Annotated in this window: 21 protein-coding genes and 1 tRNA gene; 6 read left to right on the forward strand and 16 right to left on the reverse strand. The window is 69.2% G+C overall.

Features of this window, described 5'->3' with window-relative positions; translation table 11 throughout:
- The first annotated feature begins 106 nt into the window (after positions 1 to 106).
- On the forward strand, positions 107 to 988 hold the full coding sequence (locus BLT27_RS00980; RefSeq protein WP_089731161.1) for a transcription initiation factor IIB: 882 nt from the start codon (positions 107 to 109) through the stop codon (positions 986 to 988).
- Here BLT27_RS00980 and BLT27_RS00985 read toward each other — a convergent pair.
- The 6 genes from BLT27_RS00985 to BLT27_RS01010 are packed head-to-tail and all read right to left on the reverse strand — an operon-like array spanning position 942 to position 8192.
- Positions 942 to 1631 (reverse strand): nucleotide-binding protein, encoded by a 690-nt coding sequence (locus BLT27_RS00985; RefSeq protein WP_089731162.1) that lies wholly within the window; start codon positions 1629 to 1631, stop codon positions 942 to 944. The two genes, BLT27_RS00980 and BLT27_RS00985, sit on opposite strands and share 47 nt — an antisense overlap.
- Positions 1628 to 2032, reverse strand: coding sequence for a DUF7857 domain-containing protein (locus BLT27_RS00990; protein ID WP_089731163.1), 405 nt, complete (start codon positions 2030 to 2032; stop codon positions 1628 to 1630). Before BLT27_RS00990 ends, BLT27_RS00985 begins: the two co-directional genes overlap by 4 nt.
- Before the next feature lie 25 nt (positions 2033 to 2057).
- Positions 2058 to 2930, reverse strand: coding sequence for a DUF7856 family protein (locus BLT27_RS00995; protein WP_089731164.1), 873 nt, complete (start codon positions 2928 to 2930; stop codon positions 2058 to 2060).
- Entirely contained in the window at positions 2927 to 3265 is a 339-nt protein-coding gene (locus BLT27_RS01000; protein WP_089731165.1) for a DUF7855 family protein, read from the reverse strand. The genes BLT27_RS00995 and BLT27_RS01000 overlap by 4 nt, the downstream gene beginning before the upstream one ends.
- Positions 3266 to 3303: 38 nt before the next feature.
- Positions 3304 to 3612 (reverse strand): DUF7854 family protein, encoded by a 309-nt coding sequence (locus BLT27_RS01005; RefSeq protein WP_089731166.1) that lies wholly within the window; start codon positions 3610 to 3612, stop codon positions 3304 to 3306.
- The gene (locus tag BLT27_RS01010; protein WP_089731167.1) at positions 3612 to 8192 is read right to left on the reverse strand and encodes an LAGLIDADG family homing endonuclease; all 4581 of its coding nucleotides are present in this window, start codon (positions 8190 to 8192) and stop codon (positions 3612 to 3614) included. Before BLT27_RS01010 ends, BLT27_RS01005 begins: the two co-directional genes overlap by 1 nt.
- A gap of 84 nt (positions 8193 to 8276) precedes the next feature.
- On the opposite strand from BLT27_RS01010, the gene BLT27_RS01015 reads away from it, so the two are divergent.
- The gene (locus tag BLT27_RS01015; RefSeq protein WP_089731168.1) at positions 8277 to 9131 is read left to right on the forward strand and encodes an alpha/beta hydrolase; all 855 of its coding nucleotides are present in this window, start codon (positions 8277 to 8279) and stop codon (positions 9129 to 9131) included.
- Between the two features lie 42 nt (positions 9132 to 9173).
- On the opposite strand, the gene BLT27_RS01020 is transcribed toward BLT27_RS01015, so the two are convergent.
- The 5 genes from BLT27_RS01020 to BLT27_RS01040 form a co-directional block, all read right to left on the reverse strand.
- Positions 9174 to 9434: a hypothetical protein gene (locus BLT27_RS01020; protein WP_139172224.1), complete on the reverse strand. Its 261-nt coding sequence runs from the start codon at positions 9432 to 9434 to the stop codon at positions 9174 to 9176.
- Between the two features lie 204 nt (positions 9435 to 9638).
- A tRNA-Pro gene (locus BLT27_RS01025) sits at positions 9639 to 9711 on the reverse strand.
- 55 nt (positions 9712 to 9766) lie between these two features.
- Positions 9767 to 11662: an SLC13 family permease gene (locus BLT27_RS01030; RefSeq protein ID WP_089731170.1), complete on the reverse strand. Its 1896-nt coding sequence runs from the start codon at positions 11660 to 11662 to the stop codon at positions 9767 to 9769.
- A 75-nt stretch (positions 11663 to 11737) separates the two neighbouring features.
- Complete coding sequence (locus BLT27_RS01035) at positions 11738 to 12505, reverse strand: DUF7504 family protein (RefSeq protein ID WP_089731171.1); 768 nt, start codon at positions 12503 to 12505, stop codon at positions 11738 to 11740.
- Positions 12506 to 12570: 65 nt separating this feature from the next.
- Positions 12571 to 13305: a DUF7504 family protein gene (locus tag BLT27_RS01040; protein WP_089731172.1), complete on the reverse strand. Its 735-nt coding sequence runs from the start codon at positions 13303 to 13305 to the stop codon at positions 12571 to 12573.
- A gap of 183 nt (positions 13306 to 13488) precedes the next feature.
- Between BLT27_RS01040 and BLT27_RS01045 the strand changes: the two genes are divergently transcribed.
- The gene (locus BLT27_RS01045) at positions 13489 to 13713 is read left to right on the forward strand and encodes a hypothetical protein (RefSeq protein WP_089731173.1); all 225 of its coding nucleotides are present in this window, start codon (positions 13489 to 13491) and stop codon (positions 13711 to 13713) included.
- Here BLT27_RS01045 and BLT27_RS01050 read toward each other — a convergent pair.
- Positions 13710 to 14792, reverse strand: coding sequence for an A24 family peptidase C-terminal domain-containing protein (locus tag BLT27_RS01050; protein WP_089731174.1), 1083 nt, complete (start codon positions 14790 to 14792; stop codon positions 13710 to 13712). The two genes, BLT27_RS01045 and BLT27_RS01050, sit on opposite strands and share 4 nt — an antisense overlap.
- Positions 14793 to 15067: 275 nt before the next feature.
- Between BLT27_RS01050 and BLT27_RS01055 the strand changes: the two genes are divergently transcribed.
- Complete coding sequence (locus BLT27_RS01055; RefSeq protein WP_089731175.1) at positions 15068 to 16447, forward strand: phosphoglucomutase/phosphomannomutase family protein; 1380 nt, start codon at positions 15068 to 15070, stop codon at positions 16445 to 16447.
- Positions 16448 to 16508: 61 nt separating this feature from the next.
- Complete coding sequence (locus BLT27_RS01060; protein WP_089731176.1) at positions 16509 to 16823, forward strand: DUF8066 domain-containing protein; 315 nt, start codon at positions 16509 to 16511, stop codon at positions 16821 to 16823.
- A 7-nt stretch (positions 16824 to 16830) separates the two neighbouring features.
- Here the strand turns inward: BLT27_RS01060 and BLT27_RS01065 are convergent, their stop codons facing one another.
- The 4 genes from BLT27_RS01065 to BLT27_RS01080 all read right to left on the reverse strand — a co-directional run bounded on the left by BLT27_RS01065 (position 16831) and on the right by BLT27_RS01080 (position 19047).
- Positions 16831 to 17238: a GNAT family N-acetyltransferase gene (locus BLT27_RS01065; RefSeq protein WP_089731177.1), complete on the reverse strand. Its 408-nt coding sequence runs from the start codon at positions 17236 to 17238 to the stop codon at positions 16831 to 16833.
- A complete protein-coding gene (locus BLT27_RS01070; RefSeq protein ID WP_089731178.1) occupies positions 17231 to 17749 on the reverse strand; it encodes a peroxiredoxin family protein in 519 nt (172 codons plus the stop codon). The genes BLT27_RS01065 and BLT27_RS01070 overlap by 8 nt, the downstream gene beginning before the upstream one ends.
- The gene (samp2, locus tag BLT27_RS01075) at positions 17746 to 17943 is read right to left on the reverse strand and encodes a ubiquitin-like small modifier protein SAMP2 (RefSeq protein ID WP_089731179.1); all 198 of its coding nucleotides are present in this window, start codon (positions 17941 to 17943) and stop codon (positions 17746 to 17748) included. Before samp2 ends, BLT27_RS01070 begins: the two co-directional genes overlap by 4 nt.
- 78 nt (positions 17944 to 18021) lie before the next feature.
- Positions 18022 to 19047, reverse strand: coding sequence for a bactofilin family protein (locus BLT27_RS01080; protein WP_175526330.1), 1026 nt, complete (start codon positions 19045 to 19047; stop codon positions 18022 to 18024).
- A 189-nt stretch (positions 19048 to 19236) separates the two neighbouring features.
- Between BLT27_RS01080 and BLT27_RS01085 the strand changes: the two genes are divergently transcribed.
- Complete coding sequence (locus BLT27_RS01085) at positions 19237 to 20226, forward strand: replication factor C small subunit (RefSeq protein WP_089731181.1); 990 nt, start codon at positions 19237 to 19239, stop codon at positions 20224 to 20226.
- Positions 20227 to 20325 lie beyond the last annotated feature (99 nt).

The raw sequence follows: 20325 nt of genomic DNA on the forward strand, positions 1-20325 counted from the left end.
GACGGCCCGAACCTACCGGTCACCGTTAGGTTCGAGCCCCCGTTCCACCCGCTTCCATCCGCCGACCAGCCCCGTTTAAATAACCCGTCGGGACGAACCTTCAGGTATGAGCAAGGCTCAGACGAGCTGTCCCGAATGTAGCGGCCACCTCCAGCGCGAGCGCGACGAGACGGTCTGCAGCGAGTGCGGTCTGGTCGTGGGGGCCGACCGAATCGACCGCGGTCCGGAGTGGCGGTCGAGCACCGACGGCGAGGCGTCGGGGAAACGCACCGGTGCGCCGCTCACGCGCTCCCGGCACGACCGCGGGCTCTCGACCGAAATCGGCTACGGGCGCGGCGAGACGACACGGCTGACCGGTCGCAAGCGTCGCTCGGTCGCCCGGATGCGCCGCCAGCACAACCGCGCCCGAACCGGTTCCAAGCGCGACCGCAACAAGGTGTACGCCTTCACCGAGGTTCGCCGCGTCGTCGGCGCGCTGTCGCTCCCGACGCACGTCCGCGACCAGGCCTGTGCACTGTTCGAGTCCGCCCAGAACGAGGACCTCCTCCAGGGCCGCTCGCTGGAAGGGTTCGCCGCCGCGACGGTGTACGCCGTCTGCCGCGTGCAGAACATCTCGCGCACCATCGACGAGGTGACGGACCCAGCCCGCGCGACCGCCGCCGAGCTGAAGGCCGCCTACGACGCCCTCAATCGCGAGCTCGGCCTGCCGACCGGGCCGATCGACCCCCGCGAGTACCTCGCACGCTACGCCACCGAGCTCGACCTCCCGCCAGCCGTCGAGTCCCGCGCCCGCGACCTCGCCGGCGACGCGGTCGAGGACGGCACCGCGGCGGGCCGGAACCCCGGGGGCTTCGCCGCGGCGTGTCTCTACCTCGCCGCACGGGAGCAGGAGCGCGACCTCACGCAGGCCCAGGCCGCCGACGTGGCCGACGTGTCCTCGGTCACCGTCCGCGCCGGGTTCTACGCGCTCCGCGACGGGGAGGAGTGATCGCCGCCGCGAGCGCGTGGAACGCCTCGGCGGCCGCCGAATCGGGGGCCGTCGCCGTCACCGGTTGCCCCGTCGCGGTCGCCCGGGCGAGCGGGTCGGACTCGGGGACTGTCGTCACCGGTGCGCCGAGCGCGCGTTCGACGGCCGCCCGCGGCGGGTTCGTCCCCGTCCGGTTCAGCACGACCTGTGCCAGCCCGGCGTCGAGTTCCCGGGCCAGCGCTCGCGTCCGCAGGGCGTCGGGGAGCGCGAACGCGTCCGGCAGCGCGACCAGCACCGTCCGGTCTGCCGCGAGCAGCGGCATCCCGGCGTCGGCCGCGAGCCCGGCCGGGCAGTCCACGACCACGTCGCCGTAGGCGCGCTCGACGGACCGCACGGCGTCGACCAGCCCACGGACGTTCGCGGCCCGCGCGCCGGCGAGCGACCGCCCACACGGCAGCATGTCGACGGGACCGCCCTCCCGGACGGCCTCGACCGGGTCGGCCCGGTCCGCGAGCACGTCGTGGAGGTCCGGGCCCGCGCTACCGGGCAGGTCGGCCATCCCGAGGTCGCCGTCGACGACGACCGCGTCCGTCACCGCGCCGAGGTTGTACGCGACCGTCGACTTGCCGACCCCGCCCTTCCCGCCCGTCACGGCGACCCTCATCGCGGCTCCTCCTCCGTCGTCGCTGCATCCGTCCCCAGGACCGGCACCGCATCCGCCGGCGGCGTCGGGTCGCCGAGCGCGCGGACCACGTGCTCGGGCGTCGGCTCCCTGCACTCCTCGTCGCCGGCCACCGCGACCGCCTCCACGACGGTCAGCACCGGCTCGTCGGGAGCCGCAGGCGTCGCGAAGCCGACCCCGCGTTCCCGGCCCGCCGCCACGGTCAGCGTGACCCTATCCCCGCTCCAGCCCGCCGCCGGCACGCCCTGTCGACGCGGCGGCCACACCGGGTCGAGTCCCGTCCGCAGCGTCACCCGTCGCCCAGTCCGCCCGTCGTTGCGGACCGTCGCCGCCACGAACGTCACGCAGTCGCGTCGTTCCGTCTGCACGTCGAGTTCGACCATACCCCGTCTGGCTCCGTGTTCGGGCTTAAACCGTGAGAACCGGCGCGTCGAGTGCCGCCGCGGCCGCCCCCGCCGACGGGAACCGCTCGCACGACAGCACGACCGGTGCGGCCACGTCGGCGACCCCGACGACCGCCAGCGCCGCAGTCACGGCGTCACCCTCGTACGTGCCCGGCGTCTCGCCCGGTACCGCCGGGCCCGGCATCGCCGCCAGCGCCTCCACGAACTCGTCTTCGACCCGCGTCACGAGCCACGCCCGCGCCGCCCGCCGGGCGTTCGCCAGGTCGTCCTCGATGGCGAGCCGTCGCTCCCGCGCGTCCCTGGCGTCCCGGGCCGCACGCCGGGCCGCCGCCAGCGCCTCCTCGGCGGCGATGCGGTCGGTCTCCACCTCGGTCAGCTCGCGTGCCGCCTCGCGCAACTCCCGTTCCAGCGCCCCGGTCGGCTCGCCGAGTTCGCGTCGCTCGCGTAGCGCGCCCCGCAGCGACGCGACGCGCTCGCGGAGCGCTGCCTCTCTGGTGCCGACCTCCGACACGCGCTTGCGTGCCCGCTGGCGCTCGTCCGCGGCACCGTCGTCCGTGCCGACCGCCGCCAGCTCCCGTTCCAGCGCCTCGATACGGTCGGCCTGCGGTGGTGTCAGCCCCCGCTGCCGTGCCACCGTGGCCAGCGCCGACCGCGTACACACCGCCCCACCGCTTCCGACGACACCCAGGGATTCGTGGACCGGCCCGGGCGCCGGACACTCGATGCGGAGCGTCGGCCCGCGGTCCTGCGTGCTGGTCCCGGTGCCGACCGCGCCGTCGGCCCGGACCGCCCGCAGCACCGTCTCGGCGGTGAGCCCACGCTTCCGGAGGTCGACCGCCGTCCCCGTCGCGGACCACGCGCCGTAGCGGACCTTCACAGCTCCCGTGCCCGCATCTCGCCCGGTGATGGGTGGTCGGTGCCGGTCGCGAACCGCTCGTACGGCGTGTACGGCGAGTCCCGCTCCTCGTACGCCTCGGCCGCCGCACGGACGCGCTCGTAGGTCGCCTCGAACTCGTTCAGCGGGCGGGTCCGCTCGACCTGGACCTCCCCGCCGTGTTTCGCCCGGAGCCGCAGCGCACAGAACGCGCCGAACTCGGTCCGGTCGAACAGCGCCGCGCGCCCGAACTGTCGCACGACCGCGTCCTCGTGCGCCCGACAGACGTTCCGGAGCGTCGTCCGCGCCGCGGTCGAGTACGTGATGACGAGGAACACGTGGTTTCGTGCGAAACCATGTGTAAAAAAGTCATCGGTCAGTCCGAGACGCGCTCGACCGACAGCGACTCGGGGAGGCCGTCGGCGAGCTCGCGGGCCTGCGCCCGGGCCTCGTTCGGCCCCGCGGCGACGAGGACGAGACCACCGGCTTCGTCGTCCGGGGGCTCGTCACCGCCGTCCGCCGGCGCGACCCGGTACACCGCCAGCGACTCCCCCACGTCGAACTCGCTGACGTACGTCCGCAGGATGGTCTGTACGCGTCGTTCGAGGTCGGCAAGATCGCAGTCGCCGTCCTCGAACGCCGCCAGCGCGTCCTCGACGTTCCGCAGCGCGGAGATTCGGTCCATCAGGTCGTCCGGATGTGGTCTGTGCGGGGCTCGTACACCTCGCCCTTCTGTTTGAGCTTCTCGATCTCGTGTTCGGCCTTCGAGGTGTCCATCCCGATCTCGTCGGCCCGGTCGAGCACCACGTCGACCGGCGCGCCCTCGTCGTAGTCCTCCTCGATGTCGCCGATGAGCTGCTTGAGGTTCTTGATGCGGTCGCGCTGGGTCTTCGACGTGCCCGTCTCGACGACGTCCGCGTCGAACTCGCCCGTCTCCGGGTCCACGCCGATGTCCTTCAGGCAGTCACGCACGATGGTGATTGCCCGGTCCGCGTCGGACTCCTCGACCGTGTCGGAGAGTCGGACCCGCGCCGACGCCTCCGCCAGCCGCACCAGCGCCTCCAGCTGGCGCGCCGTCACCGGCACCGGTGCGTCCTCCTCCATCCCCTTCGAACGGAGGTCCACGTAGAACTGCTCGATGGCGTCCCGTGCCTCCTGGGTCATCCGGGGATAGCAGCTCTGCTTCGAGTACGCGATGTACTTCCGCATCAGCTCCGGGTCGATGACCGGGTCGACCGTCTCGGTCATCTCGTCGATCTCCGACTGGTCCACGTCGACGTTCGTCAGCTCCGTCTTCTGCGTGTTCAGCTCCCCCGCGTAGTTCGTCGTCAGGATGTGCTGGGCGAGGTCGCGGTCGTGTTCCTCGTCCGGCTTGTCCGTCACCGTGAAGATGAGGTCGAAGCGCGAGATGAGCGCCGGCTCCAGGTCGATCTGCTCGCTGATGGGCTCGTACTGGTCGAACCGGCCGTACTTCGGGTTCGCCGCGCCGAGCAGGGAACAGCGCGACTTCAGCGTCGCGTTGATGCCCGCCTTCGACACCGAGATCTCCTGCTGTTCGAGCGCCTGGTGCATCGCACTGCGGTCCTCGGAGTTGTGCACGACCATCCCGTTGGCCACGTAGTTGTGTGTCCCCTCGACGGTCAGGTCGTACACCTTCGCCCCCTGTCGGTCCCGAACCTCCGAGAGCGTGGCTCGGACCTCGTCGCGGACCGAGTCGATACGGGAGAGCGCGACGTCCCGAACCTCGTCGAACTGGTCTGTCTCGACGACCCGCCCGAACCATCGTGAGACCGTCGAGCCATCGACAGCGAGGTCGTCTGCGAGTGTCCGGAACGAGACGCCGTGGTGCGCCAGTTCGGTTCTGAGAGTCCCCCAGTCGTCAGCCTCGGCTGGCTGTCGGGCGAGGAGCGCCTCCGCCGTCGCTACCGACTCCTCCCGCGCGCAGTTCAGCGTGTTCGCGAGTTTCGAGCGGAGAATCTCGACCCTGTCGTCGGTCCGCTCGGCGGGGACCGGCTCCACCGACTCGACCCGTCGCCACTTCACGTCACCCTGAACCAGCGACCGCAGGCGCGACAGGTCCGTCTCCGAGACCGAACGGACGATTCGCTCCAGCCGTGAGCGAACCACCGACCGGACCTCGTCCGAACGACCCCACTCTCGGGCTATCTGCTGTTGGGTGTACTCGGTCCTCTCGGCCAGTTCCGACTGTGAGACGTGGTAGGTCTGTTTCAACGAGTCGAGCGTCTCCCAGTCGGCGTCCGAGAGTTCGTCCAGGTCGTCCATAGCCTGCGAGCGCCGAGTTTCGAAGGCTCGAAGGACGATTCGTGCCGCTCGGATCGAGATGTTCGCGTCGCCGTTCTCGAAGTTGCAGTACGTCGCGTCGTCGAGCCCGCACTCGGACTGGTACAACCTGAGCGATGACCGCGCCGTGTTCAGGAGGTGGCCACACTCGGGAACGACGTCCAGAATCGTCCGGTCGCCGGTGACGGTCTCGACGGCGTCCGCCAGCGCGGACTCTTTCCGTTCGAGCGTGAACCCGACCCGTCTGTGGTACCGTTCGAGGGAGTCCGCGTCGGTGATCGTCAGCGCGTACACGTCCCGCTTCGATTCGTGGGTCGTCCGCTGGATCTGCGTCGAGATTCCGAACTCCATCAGGAGGTGCTTCGTCCCCATCAGCAGTTCGTAGCTCGCGGAGTGAATCTGCACACGCCGCTCTCCGACGCTCCCTTCGCTATCGGCGAGTGCACGGACGAAGGCGGCTTTCGTCTCCCGTGACGCCTCCGTAACTGCCTCCGGCAGCCGCTTTCCGTCGTACGTTTCGAGGTTCATCCCCGCGTCGATGACGGCGTCGGCGTGGGCCTTCCCGGCCAGTCGAACCGTCTCGACTCCGTCCGACCGCCGTTCGCTCGGGGGTCGGACTGTCTCGGCATCGAACGCCTGCTCGCACGCGGTCTCGAAATCCGAGCGGAGTTCCTCCTCCGCGTTGATGAAGCGAACACCGTACGTTCCCTCGCTCTGATCGTAGTAGAGGTTCCCGTCACCGGCCAGGTACCCAAGTACTGCTCCCATGGCCGGGGGAATCGACTCTTTCACCGGAGCTTCGTCGGCCGGCGATGGCACTGTAACGCCGCCATCCGTGACCCCCGCCGGTATCTCTCTGGGGACGTACGTCCAGTCGCCGGGGCTGAGCTCCGCTGCTCCCCGTTCGACCCGTTCCCCATCTTCGAGGACGAAGAACGGGTGGTCCGCCGTTCCAGTCACCTGTTCGCCGGACTGCAACCGGACGCGGTACAGGGTGTCGGGCGCATCGTACTCGTGAATGGCCGTGACGGGCCGACGGACCAGGCCCCCGTTCGAAGCCATCGTCCAGGCCTCGAGGTCGACATCGCGAATCGTCCGGCCGTTGTCCAGTCGCTCGACCGACCCATCCGACGCTGCTTCGTGTGCGAGGTCGCGGACTCTCGATACTCGACCGTCCCCGAGGTGAACCAGCGTGTCTCCCGTCACACACCGCATCTTGTCGAGCTCGTCGACCGCCGCGATGCCCTGGTCCGCCAAGACGAGCGCGCCGGCCTCCAGGGTCCACTGCTGGCCGTCGCCGAAGTCGTCGCGGACAGCTGCCGCGGTCAGACCGGCCGAACTGGACCCCTTGCCGGAGGTGTAGACGGAACGGGGTGCGATGTGGCGGATGTAGCTGAGCATCTGGGAGTTGTGCGAGACCAGCTTGTTCGAGAGGTAGTTGTGGGTACCCGCGACTTCGAGGTCGTACACCCAGTCGTAGTCGGGCGTGACGGACTCGATGGATTCGATGCGTTCCCACTGCAGGTCGTCGCAACAACGCTGTCCGGTTCCGACCGACTTCGCTCCACCGTCGGCGAGTAGTTCACGGGAGGTCGGTGGATTCTCCGTGGTTCGGTCATCAGCGCTCGCGGATGCTGCAACGGAGTCGCCCTCGGCCAGTTTCCGCGACTCGACCGCACGGAACCCTGTGCCAGCGGGGACGAACAGCGGGTGCGACGGCGTCACCTCGATCTCCGTCCCGGTATCCGTCTGAATCCGATACATCGTCTCTGGTGCCTCCCGCTTCCAGACCTTCGTGGCCTGCTCCGTCGCTATCGTCCCGCCGGGCTGGAGCGACGGCAGTTCGATGTTGACCTCGTCCCACCAGCCATCGTCTATCTCGTTCGGGTCGTCGAGATTCGACTCGACGAGTTCGCGAATCTCCACTTCCGTGCCGTCGGCCAGCGTGACTTTCGTGTCCCCCTTGACGCACTTCCCCGTCCCGGGGTCCCCTATCAGCAGCATATGCAGGTCGCCCCGAATCCGCGACTCGTCGGGGAGGAACTTCGTGACGCCGGAGAACAGCTGGAGGATCATCGCGAGCTTCTCCTGGTCGTAGCCGAAGATGGAGGGCGCGATGGAGCCGACCATCTGCTCGTAGATGTCGGGCTCGTTCGAGAGCGCGACGATCTCCTCCTTGTCCGCCTCGGAGATCTCCATGTCCTCGAACTGCTCCTCGTCGATGCGCACTGACACCCCTTCGAGGTAGTGGTCGAACAGGGGCGACTTCTCCTGCTGGTTCCCCTGCTGTTCGAGCCGGAGGATGCCGGTTGCGGCGACGTGGTCGCCCGGCGTCACTTCGCCGGTGATGTCGTCCTCGATGTGGATGTCGATGGCCTGTGGCGTCTCGCCGCCGCGCAGGCCCTCGGGCGACTCCTGCACGCGGATCTTCTGTGCGTCCACGAACTCGCTCTGGTCGTGGTTCAGCACGAAGGGACCCTGTCGCTCACAGCCCTGGCACTCGTGGGGTTCCTGGAAGGTGCCGGTGGACTGCGGGATGCGGGTGAGGGTGCCACAGCGCTGGCACTCGAAGGCGGCGACCTGCATCTTCGACTTGACGTCGGTCGCCTTGCGGACGATGCCCCGGACGGTCACGAGCGTGTTGACGTGCCGGGAGCGGATCGCGCGGATCTCGGTCGCGTCGGGCAGGGGCTCGATGCGGACGTGTGCCTGTCCGAGGCTGACGTCGACGGGCAGGTCGTACAGCCGGAGCGCCTCCTCGGCGTACTCCTGGAGCTGCTCGGGCTGGTTGCGGTAGTCGTCGGCCAGGTCACGGTCGAACGTGAACAGGTCGTCCCAGTCGACGTACAGCGACTTGCGTTCGCTGGGGTACTCCTGTGCGAGCCTCCCGATCTCGTCGCGGTAGTAGTTCCTGTAGAACTCCAGAAAGGCGTCGACGAGCTCGGCGTTGTCCCCTGCGTCCATCGGCACGGACTAAGGCCACCATCGGGTAAGTAGCTTGGCAAAGCGAGGCGAAAGTGTTACTCGCCCGCCGCCGGAGGTGACGGTATGCGCGACCGCCTCGGGTGGCTCAGGCCGGCCGACGACGAGCGATACCGGGACTGGGCGCGCCGGCTCGCACCCTACGCCGCGGTGGTGGTCGTCCTCGCCGTCCTCCTCGCCGGTGTCGGCGCGTGGGTCTACTTCGACTACCTCGCCTACGGGCCGACGGAGCCCCCGTCCGCGGTCGAATCCGAGTACGCCGTGACCGTCGAGTCGGGCTACGGCGGCTACGTCATCCGCCCGGACGACCAGCCCCCAGCCGGCGACCGCGTCGGCCTCGTCTTCTACCCCGGCGGCCGCGTCGAGCCCGGGTCGTACGTGCACACGCTCGCGCCGCTGGCCGAGCGCGGCGTCACCATCGTCGTCCCCGGCATGCCGCTCAACCTGGCCGTCCTGGACAGCGACGCCGCACACGCACCTATCGCCAGTGAGGACGGCGTCGACGCCTGGTACGTCGGCGGCCACTCGCTGGGCGGCGCGATGGCCTGCCGGTACGCGAACGGGAACACGGACCGGGTCGACGGGCTGGTGCTCGCGGCGTCGTACTGCGACGTGAACGTCAGCGACTCGGGCCTGGCGACCGTCGCCATCACCGGCAGCCGCGACGGCGTGCTGAACCGGGAGCGCTTCGAGTCGAACCGGCGATTCCTCCCCACTGACGCGACGTTCGTCTCCGTGCAGGGGATGAACCACGGGCAGTTCGGGAGCTACGGCCGGCAGGAGGGCGACGGCGAGGCGACCATCTCGACGGCGACCGCACACGAACGGGTGGTCGCCGCGTTGGTCGACTGGCTCTGTGCCGAAGGCGAGTCGGTGGGCTGTGCGAACCAGACCGGCGGCCGGTTCGCGGGCAGCTCGTAGCTCCCGGCGAGTCTGGTGTCCGACCGTCTCGCTCGGGTTCGCTCACTCGGCGTGAGAACGAGTCCGGGACTTCGTTTGCAGCATCGCAAAGACGGTATCGAGGTCGTCACAGTAGACCAGATAGCAGTCGGTCTCTGTCTCGTCGGGATTGACCTTTATCCGTCCGTTCCGTGGAAATCCGGTTTCGGCTCGGACACGGTACAGTCTCCCCTCTATCTCGGCGACGGTGTTGCGCTCGCTCTGACCCTGGCCCTGCCGCCACACCGGCACGCCGACCGCTTCGAGTACATCGACACACGCCACCGTCGTCGGATCGGTTGTTCCGAGCGAGTGTTCGGTTGCGCCCGTATCCAGCGGCCACCTTCCGCTGGCTCGCGATACGGTTTAGACTCGCACATCTCCCGTCGACGGTATCCGCAGGACACTGTCGAGAGTGGTGGGACGCACGGCTCGCCGAAACTGGAAAATCAACCCAGGAGTGCGTTCAACTTTCGAATACGAGGAAAGTGGGCCGGCCCGGATTTGAACCGGGGGTACAGCGTCCCAAACGCTGAAGGTTACCAAGCTACCCCACCGGCCCGCGCATATAAATCAGTCCCATTACGGGTAAAACGTTTCGTTCCGCCCCGCCGGACTCACAGTGGCCACAGCACCGCGATCCCCAGCGTTGTCACCACCGCGAATACCAGCTGGAGCGGCGTCCCGACGACGGTGTAGTCCGTGAACTTGTAGCCGCCGGGGCCGTAGACGAACAGGTTGGTCTGGTAGCCGACGGGCGTCATGAACGCGGTCGAGGCGGCGAACGTGACCGCGAGGACGAACGCGTAGGGCGAGGCGTCGAGCTTGGCGGCGGTGTCGAACGCGACCGGGATCATGAGCACGACACTGGCGTTGTTGGAGACGACGTTCGTCAGCGCCGCGGTGAGCACGTAGAACAGCCCCAGCACGGCGATGGCGGGCAGGTACGGCTCGGTGGCGACGAGCAGGTCGGCGAGGTAGAGCGCCGCGCCGGTGTGTTGCATGGCGGTGCCGAGCGGGATGACGCCGGCGAGCAGGACGATGACGTCCCACTGGACGGCGTCGTACACCTCGCCGGGCTTGAGACAGCCGGTGAGCACCATGGCGACGGCGCCGCCGAGGGCGGAGACGACGATGGGGAGGAGGTCGACCGCGGCGAGGCCGACGACGGCGAGGATGACGCCGATGGCGACGGGGATCTTCTCCTCGCGGTAGTCGTGGCGCTCGATCTCCTGGGCGACGATGAAGTCGCGGTTGTCGTCGAGGCGCTGGATGCTGTCGGCGGTGCCCTGGACGAGCAGCGTGTCGCCGACCTGGAGCACGATGTGGTCCATCCGCTTCCGGATGAGCTCGCCGCCGCGGCGGAGCGCGAGCACGGTGGCGTCGTAGCGCTGCCTGAAGTTCACGGAGGCAATCGACTCGCCGACGACGTGCGAGCCGGGCGCGACGACGATCTCGACGAGGTTCTCGGCGGCGGGGTCGGCGCGCTCGAGCTCGTCCTCGGTGACCTCGAACTCGGGGACGACGTCCATCCCCTCCACGTCGAGGAGCTCGACGAGCGTCTCCCGGTCGGTCCGGACGGTGAAGAGGTCGCCGGCCTGGATGGTCTTCGGGCCGAGCGGTTCGAGGAACACCTCGTCGTCGCGGATGAGCTGGACGAGGTCGACGTCGAACTCCGTCTCGGCGAGGGCGTCGCGGACGGTCTGGCCGACGAGGGGGGAGTCCTCGCGGACGACGACCTCGGTGAGGTACTCGGAGAGGCGGAACTCCGCGGCGAGGTCGTCCTCGGGTTCGATGCGGGACGGCAGCAGGTAGCGCCCGACGACGAGGAAGTAGACGAAGCCGACGACGGTGACGATGAGGCCGAGGCTGGTGAACTCGAACATCGAGAAGCCGTCCTGGAGCGCGACGACGGCGGGGCTGGGGTCGGCCACGTCGTTGGCGACGTCTGCGGCGACCTCGCTGGCGAGGATGTTCGTCGACGTGCCGATGAGGGTGAGCGTGCCGCCGAACATCGAGGCGTACGACAGCGGGATGAGCAGCTTCGACGGCGAGGTGTTGCCCTCGTGGGCGATGTCGGTGACCATCGGGAGGAGGATGGCGACGGCCGCGGTGTTGTTGATGAAGCCCGAGAGCGGGGCGACGACGCCCATCGTCGCCCCGAGCTGGCGCGTCTCCGAGTCGCCGGTGAGCGCGGCGAGCTTGCGCCCGAGTATCTGGACGATGCCCGTGCGCTGGACGCCGTCGGAGAGGATGAACATCGCCAGCACGGTGATGGTCGCCGTCGACGCGAACCCCGCGAGCCCGTCGGCCGGACTGTCGGGCAGGAGTTCGACCGGCCCTCCGAGGAGCCCGACCGCCGAGAGCTGCTGGGAGAGCGGCCCGGCGACCATGAGCGCGACCATCAGGCCGAGTGCGGTGATGTCGACGGGCACCGGCTCCGTCGCGAACAGGACGAGGACGACGGTGACGAGCGCGAAGACGAGCAGTACCTCGGGTGTGAGCGCGGCCACAGGCTCCGAAGATGGGTGCCCGGAAGAAAAGACTACGGACTGCGGCTGGCGCTCCGCGCGCCGCGTCGGCCCGCCTCAGTCGGGTAGCGCGTCGGCGATGTCGTCGTCGGAGGCCTCGCCCGACTGGCGGGCCGCTGGCGCGGAGTCGCCCGCGGCGTCGTCGTTCGCGGCCGGAGTCTCGTCCGGGTCGTCGAGCTCGACGGTCTCGGTCTCGCGGGCCACGTCGGCGTCGCTGGCCCGGCTGCTCCCGCCGGGGACGAGGTGCTCGACGTCGATCTCCTCGACGAGCGTCTCGTCGAACATCTGCTCGAAGGTGAGCTGTAGTTGCTGGCTGTGTGCGTTCGGGTCGAGGTGGAAATGCGCCACCGCGCCCACCGATTCGAGCCGCCCCGACAGCACGTGGCAGAACTGGAAGACGACCGCCGGGTCGTTCGCCGCGAGCAGGTCGGTCAGCGAGTCGAAGCAGACGACGATATCGTAGCCGGCGTCGTCCCAGACGCTGCAGAACTGGCTGACGACCTCGCCGAGTTGCTGGAGGTCCGTCGGGTCGGCGACCGTCTGCTCGACGAGCGGGTCGGTGAAGTCCGGTCGGCCGGCGCCGGCGGCCTGCATCGTCTCGCCGACGGTGACGATGCCCCGTTTCGTCGGCTGTCGCCCGCCGGAGAGCGAGCTGAAGTCGAGCCTGTCGGTCACGTCCTCCGGAAACGAGACGACGAGCTCGGCGCGCTGGTCCGCGGCCGGTACGCCCATCAACCCGTCGCAGTGCTCGCCGGCTTCGTCTTCGGCCATCTCGTCGAGGAGAAGGACTGTTCTCGGGCCACTGTCCGTGCCGTGTTCACTCATGTGTATCCACCCCGCCCCCCGGGATTGCTAACATGTTATTTGACCACCACGTAAATCACTTTGGGTTACTCGACGGGCAGCGAGTCCGCGATGTCGTCGTCGGATGCCTCGCTGACCTCGTCGGGGCGGGCGTAGTCGTCGTCGCCGACGATGGAGTAGTTCGCCTCGGCGCTCCAGCTCTCGGTGAGGGCGGCGATGTCGTCGTCGGTGGCTTCTGCGAACGCCTCGATGGCGTCGGCCTCGGTCGTCTGGCCGACGGTCCCGTCGAAGATGGACTGGAACGTGGCGACGGTCTCGTCGCTGTGCGCGTCGGGGTCGAGGTGGAAGTGCGCGAGCGCGTCGACCGAGTCGAGGCGGCTGGTGAGCACGTGGCAGAACTGGAAGACGACTTCGGGGCTGGCGTGGTCGAGCAGCTCGGTCAGCGAGTCGAAGCAGACGACGATGTCGTAGTCTTCCTCGTCCCAGCGCTGGCAGTAGCGGCTGACCGCGGTGCCGATACCCTGCAGGTCGTCGGGCTCCTCGACGGCGTCCATCACGACGGCCGCGCCGAAGTCCGGGTCGCCCTCGGCGGCCGACCGGAGCACGTGGCCGACGGAGATGAGCCCCTTGCGTGCCGGCTGTGCGTTCACGGTACTGCCGAACCCGGTCTGTTCGGCCTGTGCCTCCGGCAGCGAGACGGTCAGTTCTGCTCGCGTGTTCGGGTCACCCGTCTCGAGCAGGTCGCTACAGTGGTCCTGGTTCGTCGATTCGGTGGTCACGAGGACGTTCCGACTGTCCTCGACTGCATCTAGGTCGGTCATGGTGGCGGGCGAGGGGTCCCCATCCCCGGTCGTTGTCTGTCGAACGACTCGTCGCGTAAAGGTAGTTTCGGCCGGTTGAAAGGTCGGTGATGAACGTTGTGGCCCCCTGCGATTTGCCGGGAAGCCCCCCGTGCCGCGACCCACCGGCGACACGGTTATGTCGGCGGGGACGGACCACCGCACATGGCCAGTCTCGGCGACCAGTTCAGGGAGGCGCCCGTACTCGTCTCGGTCTCGCTCGGCAGCCTCCTCGCCTGCGTCGGCCTCTTCTTCGGCACGATGGCGCTGCTCGCGCTCGGCTACACCGACGGCACGCGGCCGCTGTGGCTCGCCGTCGTCGTCGTCGGCATCGCGGTCACCGTCCTCTGGAACGTGCTCTACCCGGTGTACGACGAGTACGTCGCCTAGACGAGGCCGAGCGCCCGGAGCAGCCCGACGAGCAGGTCGCCGTAGGCGAACGCGGCGACCAGGCCGAGGAACACCGGCACGAGGAACGGGATGCCCGGGGTGATCCACAGCTCCTCCTCGGTCGTCAGCCGGTCGAGGCCGTCGCGCAGACGCTCGGGCGACGTGCCGTAGGCGTCGCCCTCGATGGCGTCGAGGAACGCCCCCGCGCCCCAGGGGTCGTCGGCGGGCTCATCGTCGCCGTCCACCGGGTCCGCGGCGGATTCGTCGCCGTCCACCGGTTCCCCGCCGTCGGTCGCCACGTCGAGGTCGACCGCACCGTCTGTGGGGTCGTTCGGCTCATCGGGGAGCGAGTCGGGGTCCCGGAACCGCTCGGGGTCGGCCCGGACCTCGGCGAGCGTCGCCCCGCGCCAGCGCAGGTACATCCGGACGGCGTCGAGGTCGAGGCCCGCACCACGCGGATACGCGAGCGCACGCAGTCGTTCCCCGAGACCCTTGCTCCCCGAGTCGAGGAGCTTGCCGTGGGTCTCCGGCACCGCGTCCCAGCGCACCGGGATGCCGACGAACATCCGCTTCGAGACGTGCCCCATCGCCCCGTTGCGCGCCGCGAGCAGCAGCGGGTACGCGATGCCCCAGGCCACGGCGTTGGTCAGGATGGTGAAGGAGAGCACCGCGACCGGTGCCGGCTCGGACACCGGGAGCGCGACGCCGGCGACGGAGAGCGCCTCGCCGCCGACGTAGCCCGGATAGCTCGGGTACAGCACCGCGATGGTCATCAGCGCCCGGGCGTCCGCCCCGCCGAACGCGCCGAGGAAGTGGAACACGTACGCCATCGAGACGACGAAACCGACGCTGATGGCGGTCGTGAGGACGAACACGCGCATGTCGGTCCCGCCGGCGGCGGCCGCCCGCTGCCACTCGACGCCGAGCAGGACCACGCCGAGGAGGGTGAGCGGGACCCAGGTGATGCTGTCGATGCGCCGCGTCTGGATGTCGCGGTACGCGAGCACGCCGAAGACGGGCACGGTCGCCAGTCGCAACAGGTCGGGCAGCGTCCCGGAGAGTGGACCAACGTCTACCACAACTCCCTACCCCGCGGCGAAGCAATTAGAGGTTCCGGTGGGGAGCGCGCGGCGTCGGAGTCCCGTGACGCCGTGGGTGCCAGTCTCCCGCAAACGCCGCTGTGTGCCGTCGGCGCTGGCCGGGACACCGGTGCGGGAGGCAGCCAGAGGCGGTTTACAACCGACGTAAACCCCGCGCGGGGAGGCCCCGCGTCGGTTCGGACGTCCCGACCCCGACCACCCGAACACAGTGCAGTCGGCGGGGTTTTATCGCACCGGCGGTGGATGGGTGGCGTATGGACGCGATTTCGTTCGGTACCGACGGCTGGCGTGCGACACTCGACGAGTTCACCGCTCCCCGGGTCCGGATAGTCGGGCAGGGGGTCGCGACCTACCTGCGCGACGAGGGCCACGCGGGCGGAACTGTCGCCGTCGGCTACGACGCACGGGCGTCCTCGCCGGAGTTCGCCGAGGAGCTGGCGCGCGTGCTCTGTGCCAACGGCTTCGACGTGGTGATGCCCGAGGGCCGCGACCGCCCGACGCCACTGACGGCGTGGCAGTCCCGGGAGCGGGACCTCGCCGGCGCGCTGATGATCACCGCGAGCCACAACCCGCCCGAGTACAACGGCGTGAAGTTCATCATGGGCGACGGCTCGCCGGCGCTGCCCGAGGCGACCGACGCCATCGCGGAGCGGTTGGCGGAGCCGGCCCCGCTGCCGGAGGACCAGCACGGGACGGTGTCAGAGGTCGACGAGGTGACCCCGCACGCCGAGCACGCGATGGACCTCGTCGGCGCGGACCTCGACGGCCTGCACGTCGTCTACGACGCGATGCACGGCTCCGGCCGCGACACGACCGACGCGCTGCTGGAGTCCGCCGGCGCGACCGTCGACCGCATCCGCTGCGAGCGCGACCCCGAGTTCGGCGGGTCGTCACCGGAGCCCAGCGAGGAGAACCTGCAGGAACTCATCGAGACTGTCCGCGAACGCGACGCCGACCTCGGCATCGCCAACGACGGGGACGCGGACCGACTCGCCATCGTCACGCCGGAACGGGGCTTCCTCGACGAGAACCTCTTCTTCGCGGCGACGTACGACTACCTGCTCGAATCCGACTCCGGCCCGGTCGTCCGCACGGTCTCGACGACGTTCCTGCTCGACCGGGTCGCCGAGGCCCACGGCGAGGAGGTCATCGAGACGCCCGTCGGCTTCAAGTGGGTCGCACAGGCGATGGGCGAGCACGACGCGCTGATGGTCGGCGAGGAGTCCGGCGGCTTCGCGGTCCGGGGTCACATCCGCGAGAAGGACGGCGTCCTGATGGCGCTGCTCGCTGCGGCGGTCGAGGCGGAGCGCGCCTACGACGACCGCGTCGACGCCCTGCTCGACGAGTTCGGCGAGATCCACCAGTCAAAGCTGAGTGTCGACTGCCCGGATTCGGAGAAGGCGCGGGTCGTGGACGCACTCGGCGACGACATCCCCGACGAGGTCGCCGGTGAGTCCGTCGCCGACGTGGTGACGAAGGACGGGTTCAAACTCCTCTGCGAGGACGGCTCCTGGCTGCTCGTCCGCCCGAGCGGCACCGAGCCGAAGATGCGGGTCTACGCGGAGGCGGGGAGTCCGGAGCGCGTCGACGCGATTCTGGCGGACGGGAAAGCGCTGGTCGAGGCGCACGTCTGAGCCGCCGGCGAATGCTAACCCTCTCGACAGGATTTTACGACCCGGGCGGTGATACGCCGGCATGGACGAGAACACCCTGAACGCCGTCCTGCTCTCCATCGGTGCCGTCGCTGTCGTCTGGTCGTTCGTCACCGCATCGCTCCTGTTCGGCGTCCTGATCGTCCTGTTCCTGCTCGCGATGTCGCTCCTCCACCGGCTCGTCACCGCCGTCGAGCGCATCGCGGACAACACCGAACAGCTGGCGGCGAGGCCGACCGACGGCGGCCGAACCGGTTCGCGTCGCCAGAGCAACGACGACCGCGCCGGCGAGGCCGACTGGGACGACGCTGAGCGGCCTCCGGTCGAGGAACGGAGCACGGACGAGCTGTTCGAGTAGCGTCAACTCAGCTGACGCCGAACAGCCGGCCGTCTCGCACCTCGATATCGAAGCCGAGCGACTCGTAGAACGGGCGCACGTCGGCGTCGAACGCCGCGGTCAGGCGCTCGTCCGGCCCGCACCGTGCCAGCGCGGACTCGACCAGCGCGCTCCCGATGCCCTGGCCGCGCCGGTTCGGGCGGACCGCGACGGCGTCGACGTGGCGGTGCTCTCCGCCTGCATCTTCCTCCTGCACGAGCACCAGCGCGCCGAGCAGCCGGTCCTCCGCGATGGCGACCAGCACGTCACCACGGTCGAGCGAATCGTCGAGCGCGTCGGTCCTGAGCATCGCGGCGTCGAGGACGGCCGCAACCGCGTCGTGCTGGTCCGGCCGTGCCTCGCGGACACGGACGTCGGCGGGCGTTCGGTCAGGCATCGTCGGTCGCGGTCGTCCCCGCCTCGCGCAGCCGCTCGAGCTCGGCGAGGAGGTCGTCTATCGCGGGCCGGTCGAACGTCGAACTGCCCGCGTAGGACCACGCGACCGTCGGCTCGTTGCCGCGGGTGTCGACCACGACCGCCTCGGGCATCCGGCCGAGGAAGTCGCTGAACTTCCCGAGGATGCCGAACCTCACCGGCTGGTCGTAGGCGTCGCTGGCGATGGCATCGGGGTCCGCGAGCAGGGGGTACGGCAGGTCGTAGCGCTCCTGCCACTCCGCGGCGCGGTCGCGTTCCTCCGGCAGCACCGAGGCGACGACCGCGTCGCGCGCCTCGAACTCGTCGTAGCGCTCTTTCACCGCCTGCACCTGCTTGCGGCAGTTCGTGCAGTAGAAGTCGCGCTGGAACAGCAGCACGACGAACTCGTTGTCGGCGGCCAGGGCCCCAAGCGAGCACGGGTCCGGGCCGGGTCCGACGTTCGCCAGCTCGAAGTCGGGTGCCAGCTCGGTCATCCGCCCTTGATGAGCCGCAGGACGGTCACCTCGCTCGACTCCACCGGCTGGTCCTCGGGCACGGGGCGACCGTCGACGAGCACGCTCACCTCGTGCGGGCTCAGGTCGACCGCTCTGAGCACGTCGGCGTACGTCGGCTTCGGGAGGTCGACCTCGTGGGTGGTCTCGCCTTTCACGTCGACCGTGACCTGCATGCCCCGAAGTAGTGGGTGTGTGTGCGTAAGGGTGTCGTCGCACGACGCTCTCCGGTCGGTTCGAGAGGGGGTGGCCGCTCAGGCCGCGGACGGTGCGCCCTCGGCTTCGCCGCCGGCCTCGGGCGCGGGCTCCTCGCGCGAGCCGCGGCCGTACCGGGCGTACAGCACCAGCACGAGCGCCCCGAGCCCGACCAGCGAGACGACGACGTCGACGACGCCGCCGACGAGGGGGAGCATGCCGAACAGCGTTCCGAGCAGCAGGCCGACGGTCAGGGAGATCCAGCGGTTGTCGCCGCCGGCGCGGGCGACGAGCCACGAGCCGAGCGCGAACCGGCCGTAGACGAGTGCGACCCACCCGAACAGCCCGAACAGCACCGCGCCGGCCACGGCGAACGGGATGCCGACGAGCGTGAGCACGAGCAGCACGAGCAGCACCGGCACGCCGACGACGGTCAGCAGGCCGACGCCGCCGCTGCGGAGCGGGTCGGAGACGGCCCGGTCCGCGACGGCCCGGGAGAAGCCGGGCAGGACGAGCAGGAGCGCCGCCCCGAGCAGGAGGTTGGTGACGAAGCCGTAGACGGCGAGCGCGCCGTCGATGACCCAGGGCGCGACGTCGACACCGGCGCCCCCGATGGACTCGTCGCGAACGACGCTGCCGGCGACGGCGGCGTCCTCGACGCCGCTGATGTCGCCGTCGTACCGGAGGTCGCCCCCGATGACGGCCGTCTCGGTGAGGCGGATGGTGTCCGCGCCGACCACGACGTTCCCGGCGACGTTGCCGGCGATGGTCACGTCGCTCGCACCGACACGGAACTCGCCGCCCACGACGGCGGTCTCGGCGAGCGCGATGGACGCCCCACCGGAGGACACGTCGCCGTCGACGCGGCCCGCGATGTCGATGTTCGCGGCGGCCACGTTCACGTCCCCCGTGACCACGCCGGTCTCCGCGACGGTGACGTCGGCGGCGGCCCCGCTCAGGTCACCGTCGACCGTCCCCCTGACGACGACGGTCGCGCCGACGACCTCCAGCCCGTCGACCGTCTCACCCTCCTCGACGACGTAGGAGTCCGCGCTGGCTGTCTCCGCCGCGACGAGGCCGGGCATCGAGCCGAGGACGAGCACGATAATCATAAGCAGTACGAGCAGTCTATTGCGTGGGACAGAAGCCCTCATGGTTGGAGATACGGCGCATTGGTGTTTATATTAATATGGGATTTTATGTTTCTGAGAATCGCGGGCCGCGGGCTGGTCCGTCTCGGGGGCTTTATGCACGGACGACTCCTCGATTGCTACATGAGCGAGGCCGAGGCGACCGGCGACGACGCAGGGGGTCGCAAGCAGGTCTGGATCGAGAAGTACCGGCCCGACGGGCTCGACGAGGTGGTAGGCCACGAGGACATAATTAACCGTATAAAAAGCTATGTCAATAAGCAAGACTTACCGCATCTTATGTTTGCAGGACCGGCCGGTACCGGCAAGACGGCAACCGCCGTGTCCATCGCCAAGGAGGTCTACGGCGACGACTGGCAGGAGAACTTCCTCGAACTGAACGCTTCGGACCAGCGCGGCATCGACGTGGTCCGTCAACAAATCAAGAATTTCGCGAGTACCGATTGGAGTGGGAGGAAAGGAAACAATCCCAGTATCATCTTCCTCGACGAGGCCGACGCGCTGACCCCGGACGCGCAGTCCGCGCTGCGCCGGACGATGGAGCAGTTCTCGAACAACACGCGGTTCATCCTCTCGTGTAACTACTCCAGCCAGATCATCGACCCCATCCAGTCCCGCTGTGCGGTGTTCCGGTTCTCGCCGCTGGCCGACGAGGCGGTCACCGAGCAGGTGCGGTTCATCGCGGCCGAGGAGGGCATCGAGTACACCGAGGACGGCGTCGACGCGCTCGTCTACGCGGCCGACGGCGACATGCGCAAGGCCATCAACGCGCTGCAGGCGGCGTCGGTGATGGGCGACGCCGTGGACGAGGAGACGGTGTACGCCATCACGTCGACGGCCCGTCCGGAGGAGGTCGAGGCGATGGTGACCGACGCGCTGAACGGCGACTTCGTGGCGGCGCGGGCGAAGCTCGACGAGCTCATCACCGAGCGCGGGCTGGCGGGCGGCGACATCATCGACCAGATCCACCGGTCCGCGTGGGAGTTCGAACTGGAGGAGCAGGCGGCGGTTCGGCTGCTCGACCGCCTCGGCGAGGCCGACTACCGCATCACGACCGGCGCGAACGAGCGGATACAGCTGGAGGCGCTGCTCGCCTCGCTCGCCCTGGAGTAGCTGGTTTTCGAACCCGAATATCGATAATTCGAGGCCTGAGGGCGCAAATATCAACCGATGGGACATTTTCGCGGCCGAGACATTTATGTCGACTAACAC

This window comes from Haloarchaeobius iranensis (assembly GCF_900103505.1).
GTDB lineage: Archaea > Halobacteriota > Halobacteria > Halobacteriales > Natrialbaceae > Haloarchaeobius > Haloarchaeobius iranensis.

Bases quoted from the DNA above. Each gene is read 5' to 3' on its own strand.
- BLT27_RS01065 (WP_089731177.1), bottom strand. From the start codon at position 17,238: ATGCCTGACCGAACGCCCGCCGACGTCCGTGTCCGCGAGGCACGGCCG.
- BLT27_RS00990 (WP_089731163.1), bottom strand. From the start codon at position 2,032: ATGGTCGAACTCGACGTGCAGACGGAACGACGCGACTGCGTGACGTTC.
- BLT27_RS01040 (WP_089731172.1), bottom strand. From the start codon at position 13,305: ATGACCGACCTAGATGCAGTCGAGGACAGTCGGAACGTCCTCGTGACC.
- BLT27_RS01085 (WP_089731181.1), top strand. From the start codon at position 19,237: ATGAGCGAGGCCGAGGCGACCGGCGACGACGCAGGGGGTCGCAAGCAG.
- BLT27_RS00980 (WP_089731161.1), top strand. From the start codon at position 107: ATGAGCAAGGCTCAGACGAGCTGTCCCGAATGTAGCGGCCACCTCCAG.
- BLT27_RS01035 (WP_089731171.1), bottom strand. From the start codon at position 12,505: ATGAGTGAACACGGCACGGACAGTGGCCCGAGAACAGTCCTTCTCCTC.
- BLT27_RS01080 (WP_175526330.1), bottom strand. From the start codon at position 19,047: ATGCCCGGCCTCGTCGCGGCGGAGACAGCCAGCGCGGACTCCTACGTC.
- BLT27_RS01015 (WP_089731168.1), top strand. From the start codon at position 8,277: ATGCGCGACCGCCTCGGGTGGCTCAGGCCGGCCGACGACGAGCGATAC.
- BLT27_RS01055 (WP_089731175.1), top strand. From the start codon at position 15,068: ATGGACGCGATTTCGTTCGGTACCGACGGCTGGCGTGCGACACTCGAC.
- samp2 (WP_089731179.1), bottom strand. From the start codon at position 17,943: ATGCAGGTCACGGTCGACGTGAAAGGCGAGACCACCCACGAGGTCGAC.
- BLT27_RS00985 (WP_089731162.1), bottom strand. From the start codon at position 1,631: ATGAGGGTCGCCGTGACGGGCGGGAAGGGCGGGGTCGGCAAGTCGACG.
- BLT27_RS01010 (WP_089731167.1), bottom strand. From the start codon at position 8,192: ATGGACGCAGGGGACAACGCCGAGCTCGTCGACGCCTTTCTGGAGTTC.
- BLT27_RS01005 (WP_089731166.1), bottom strand. From the start codon at position 3,612: ATGGACCGAATCTCCGCGCTGCGGAACGTCGAGGACGCGCTGGCGGCG.
- BLT27_RS01070 (WP_089731178.1), bottom strand. From the start codon at position 17,749: ATGACCGAGCTGGCACCCGACTTCGAGCTGGCGAACGTCGGACCCGGC.
- BLT27_RS01060 (WP_089731176.1), top strand. From the start codon at position 16,509: ATGGACGAGAACACCCTGAACGCCGTCCTGCTCTCCATCGGTGCCGTC.
- BLT27_RS01045 (WP_089731173.1), top strand. From the start codon at position 13,489: ATGGCCAGTCTCGGCGACCAGTTCAGGGAGGCGCCCGTACTCGTCTCG.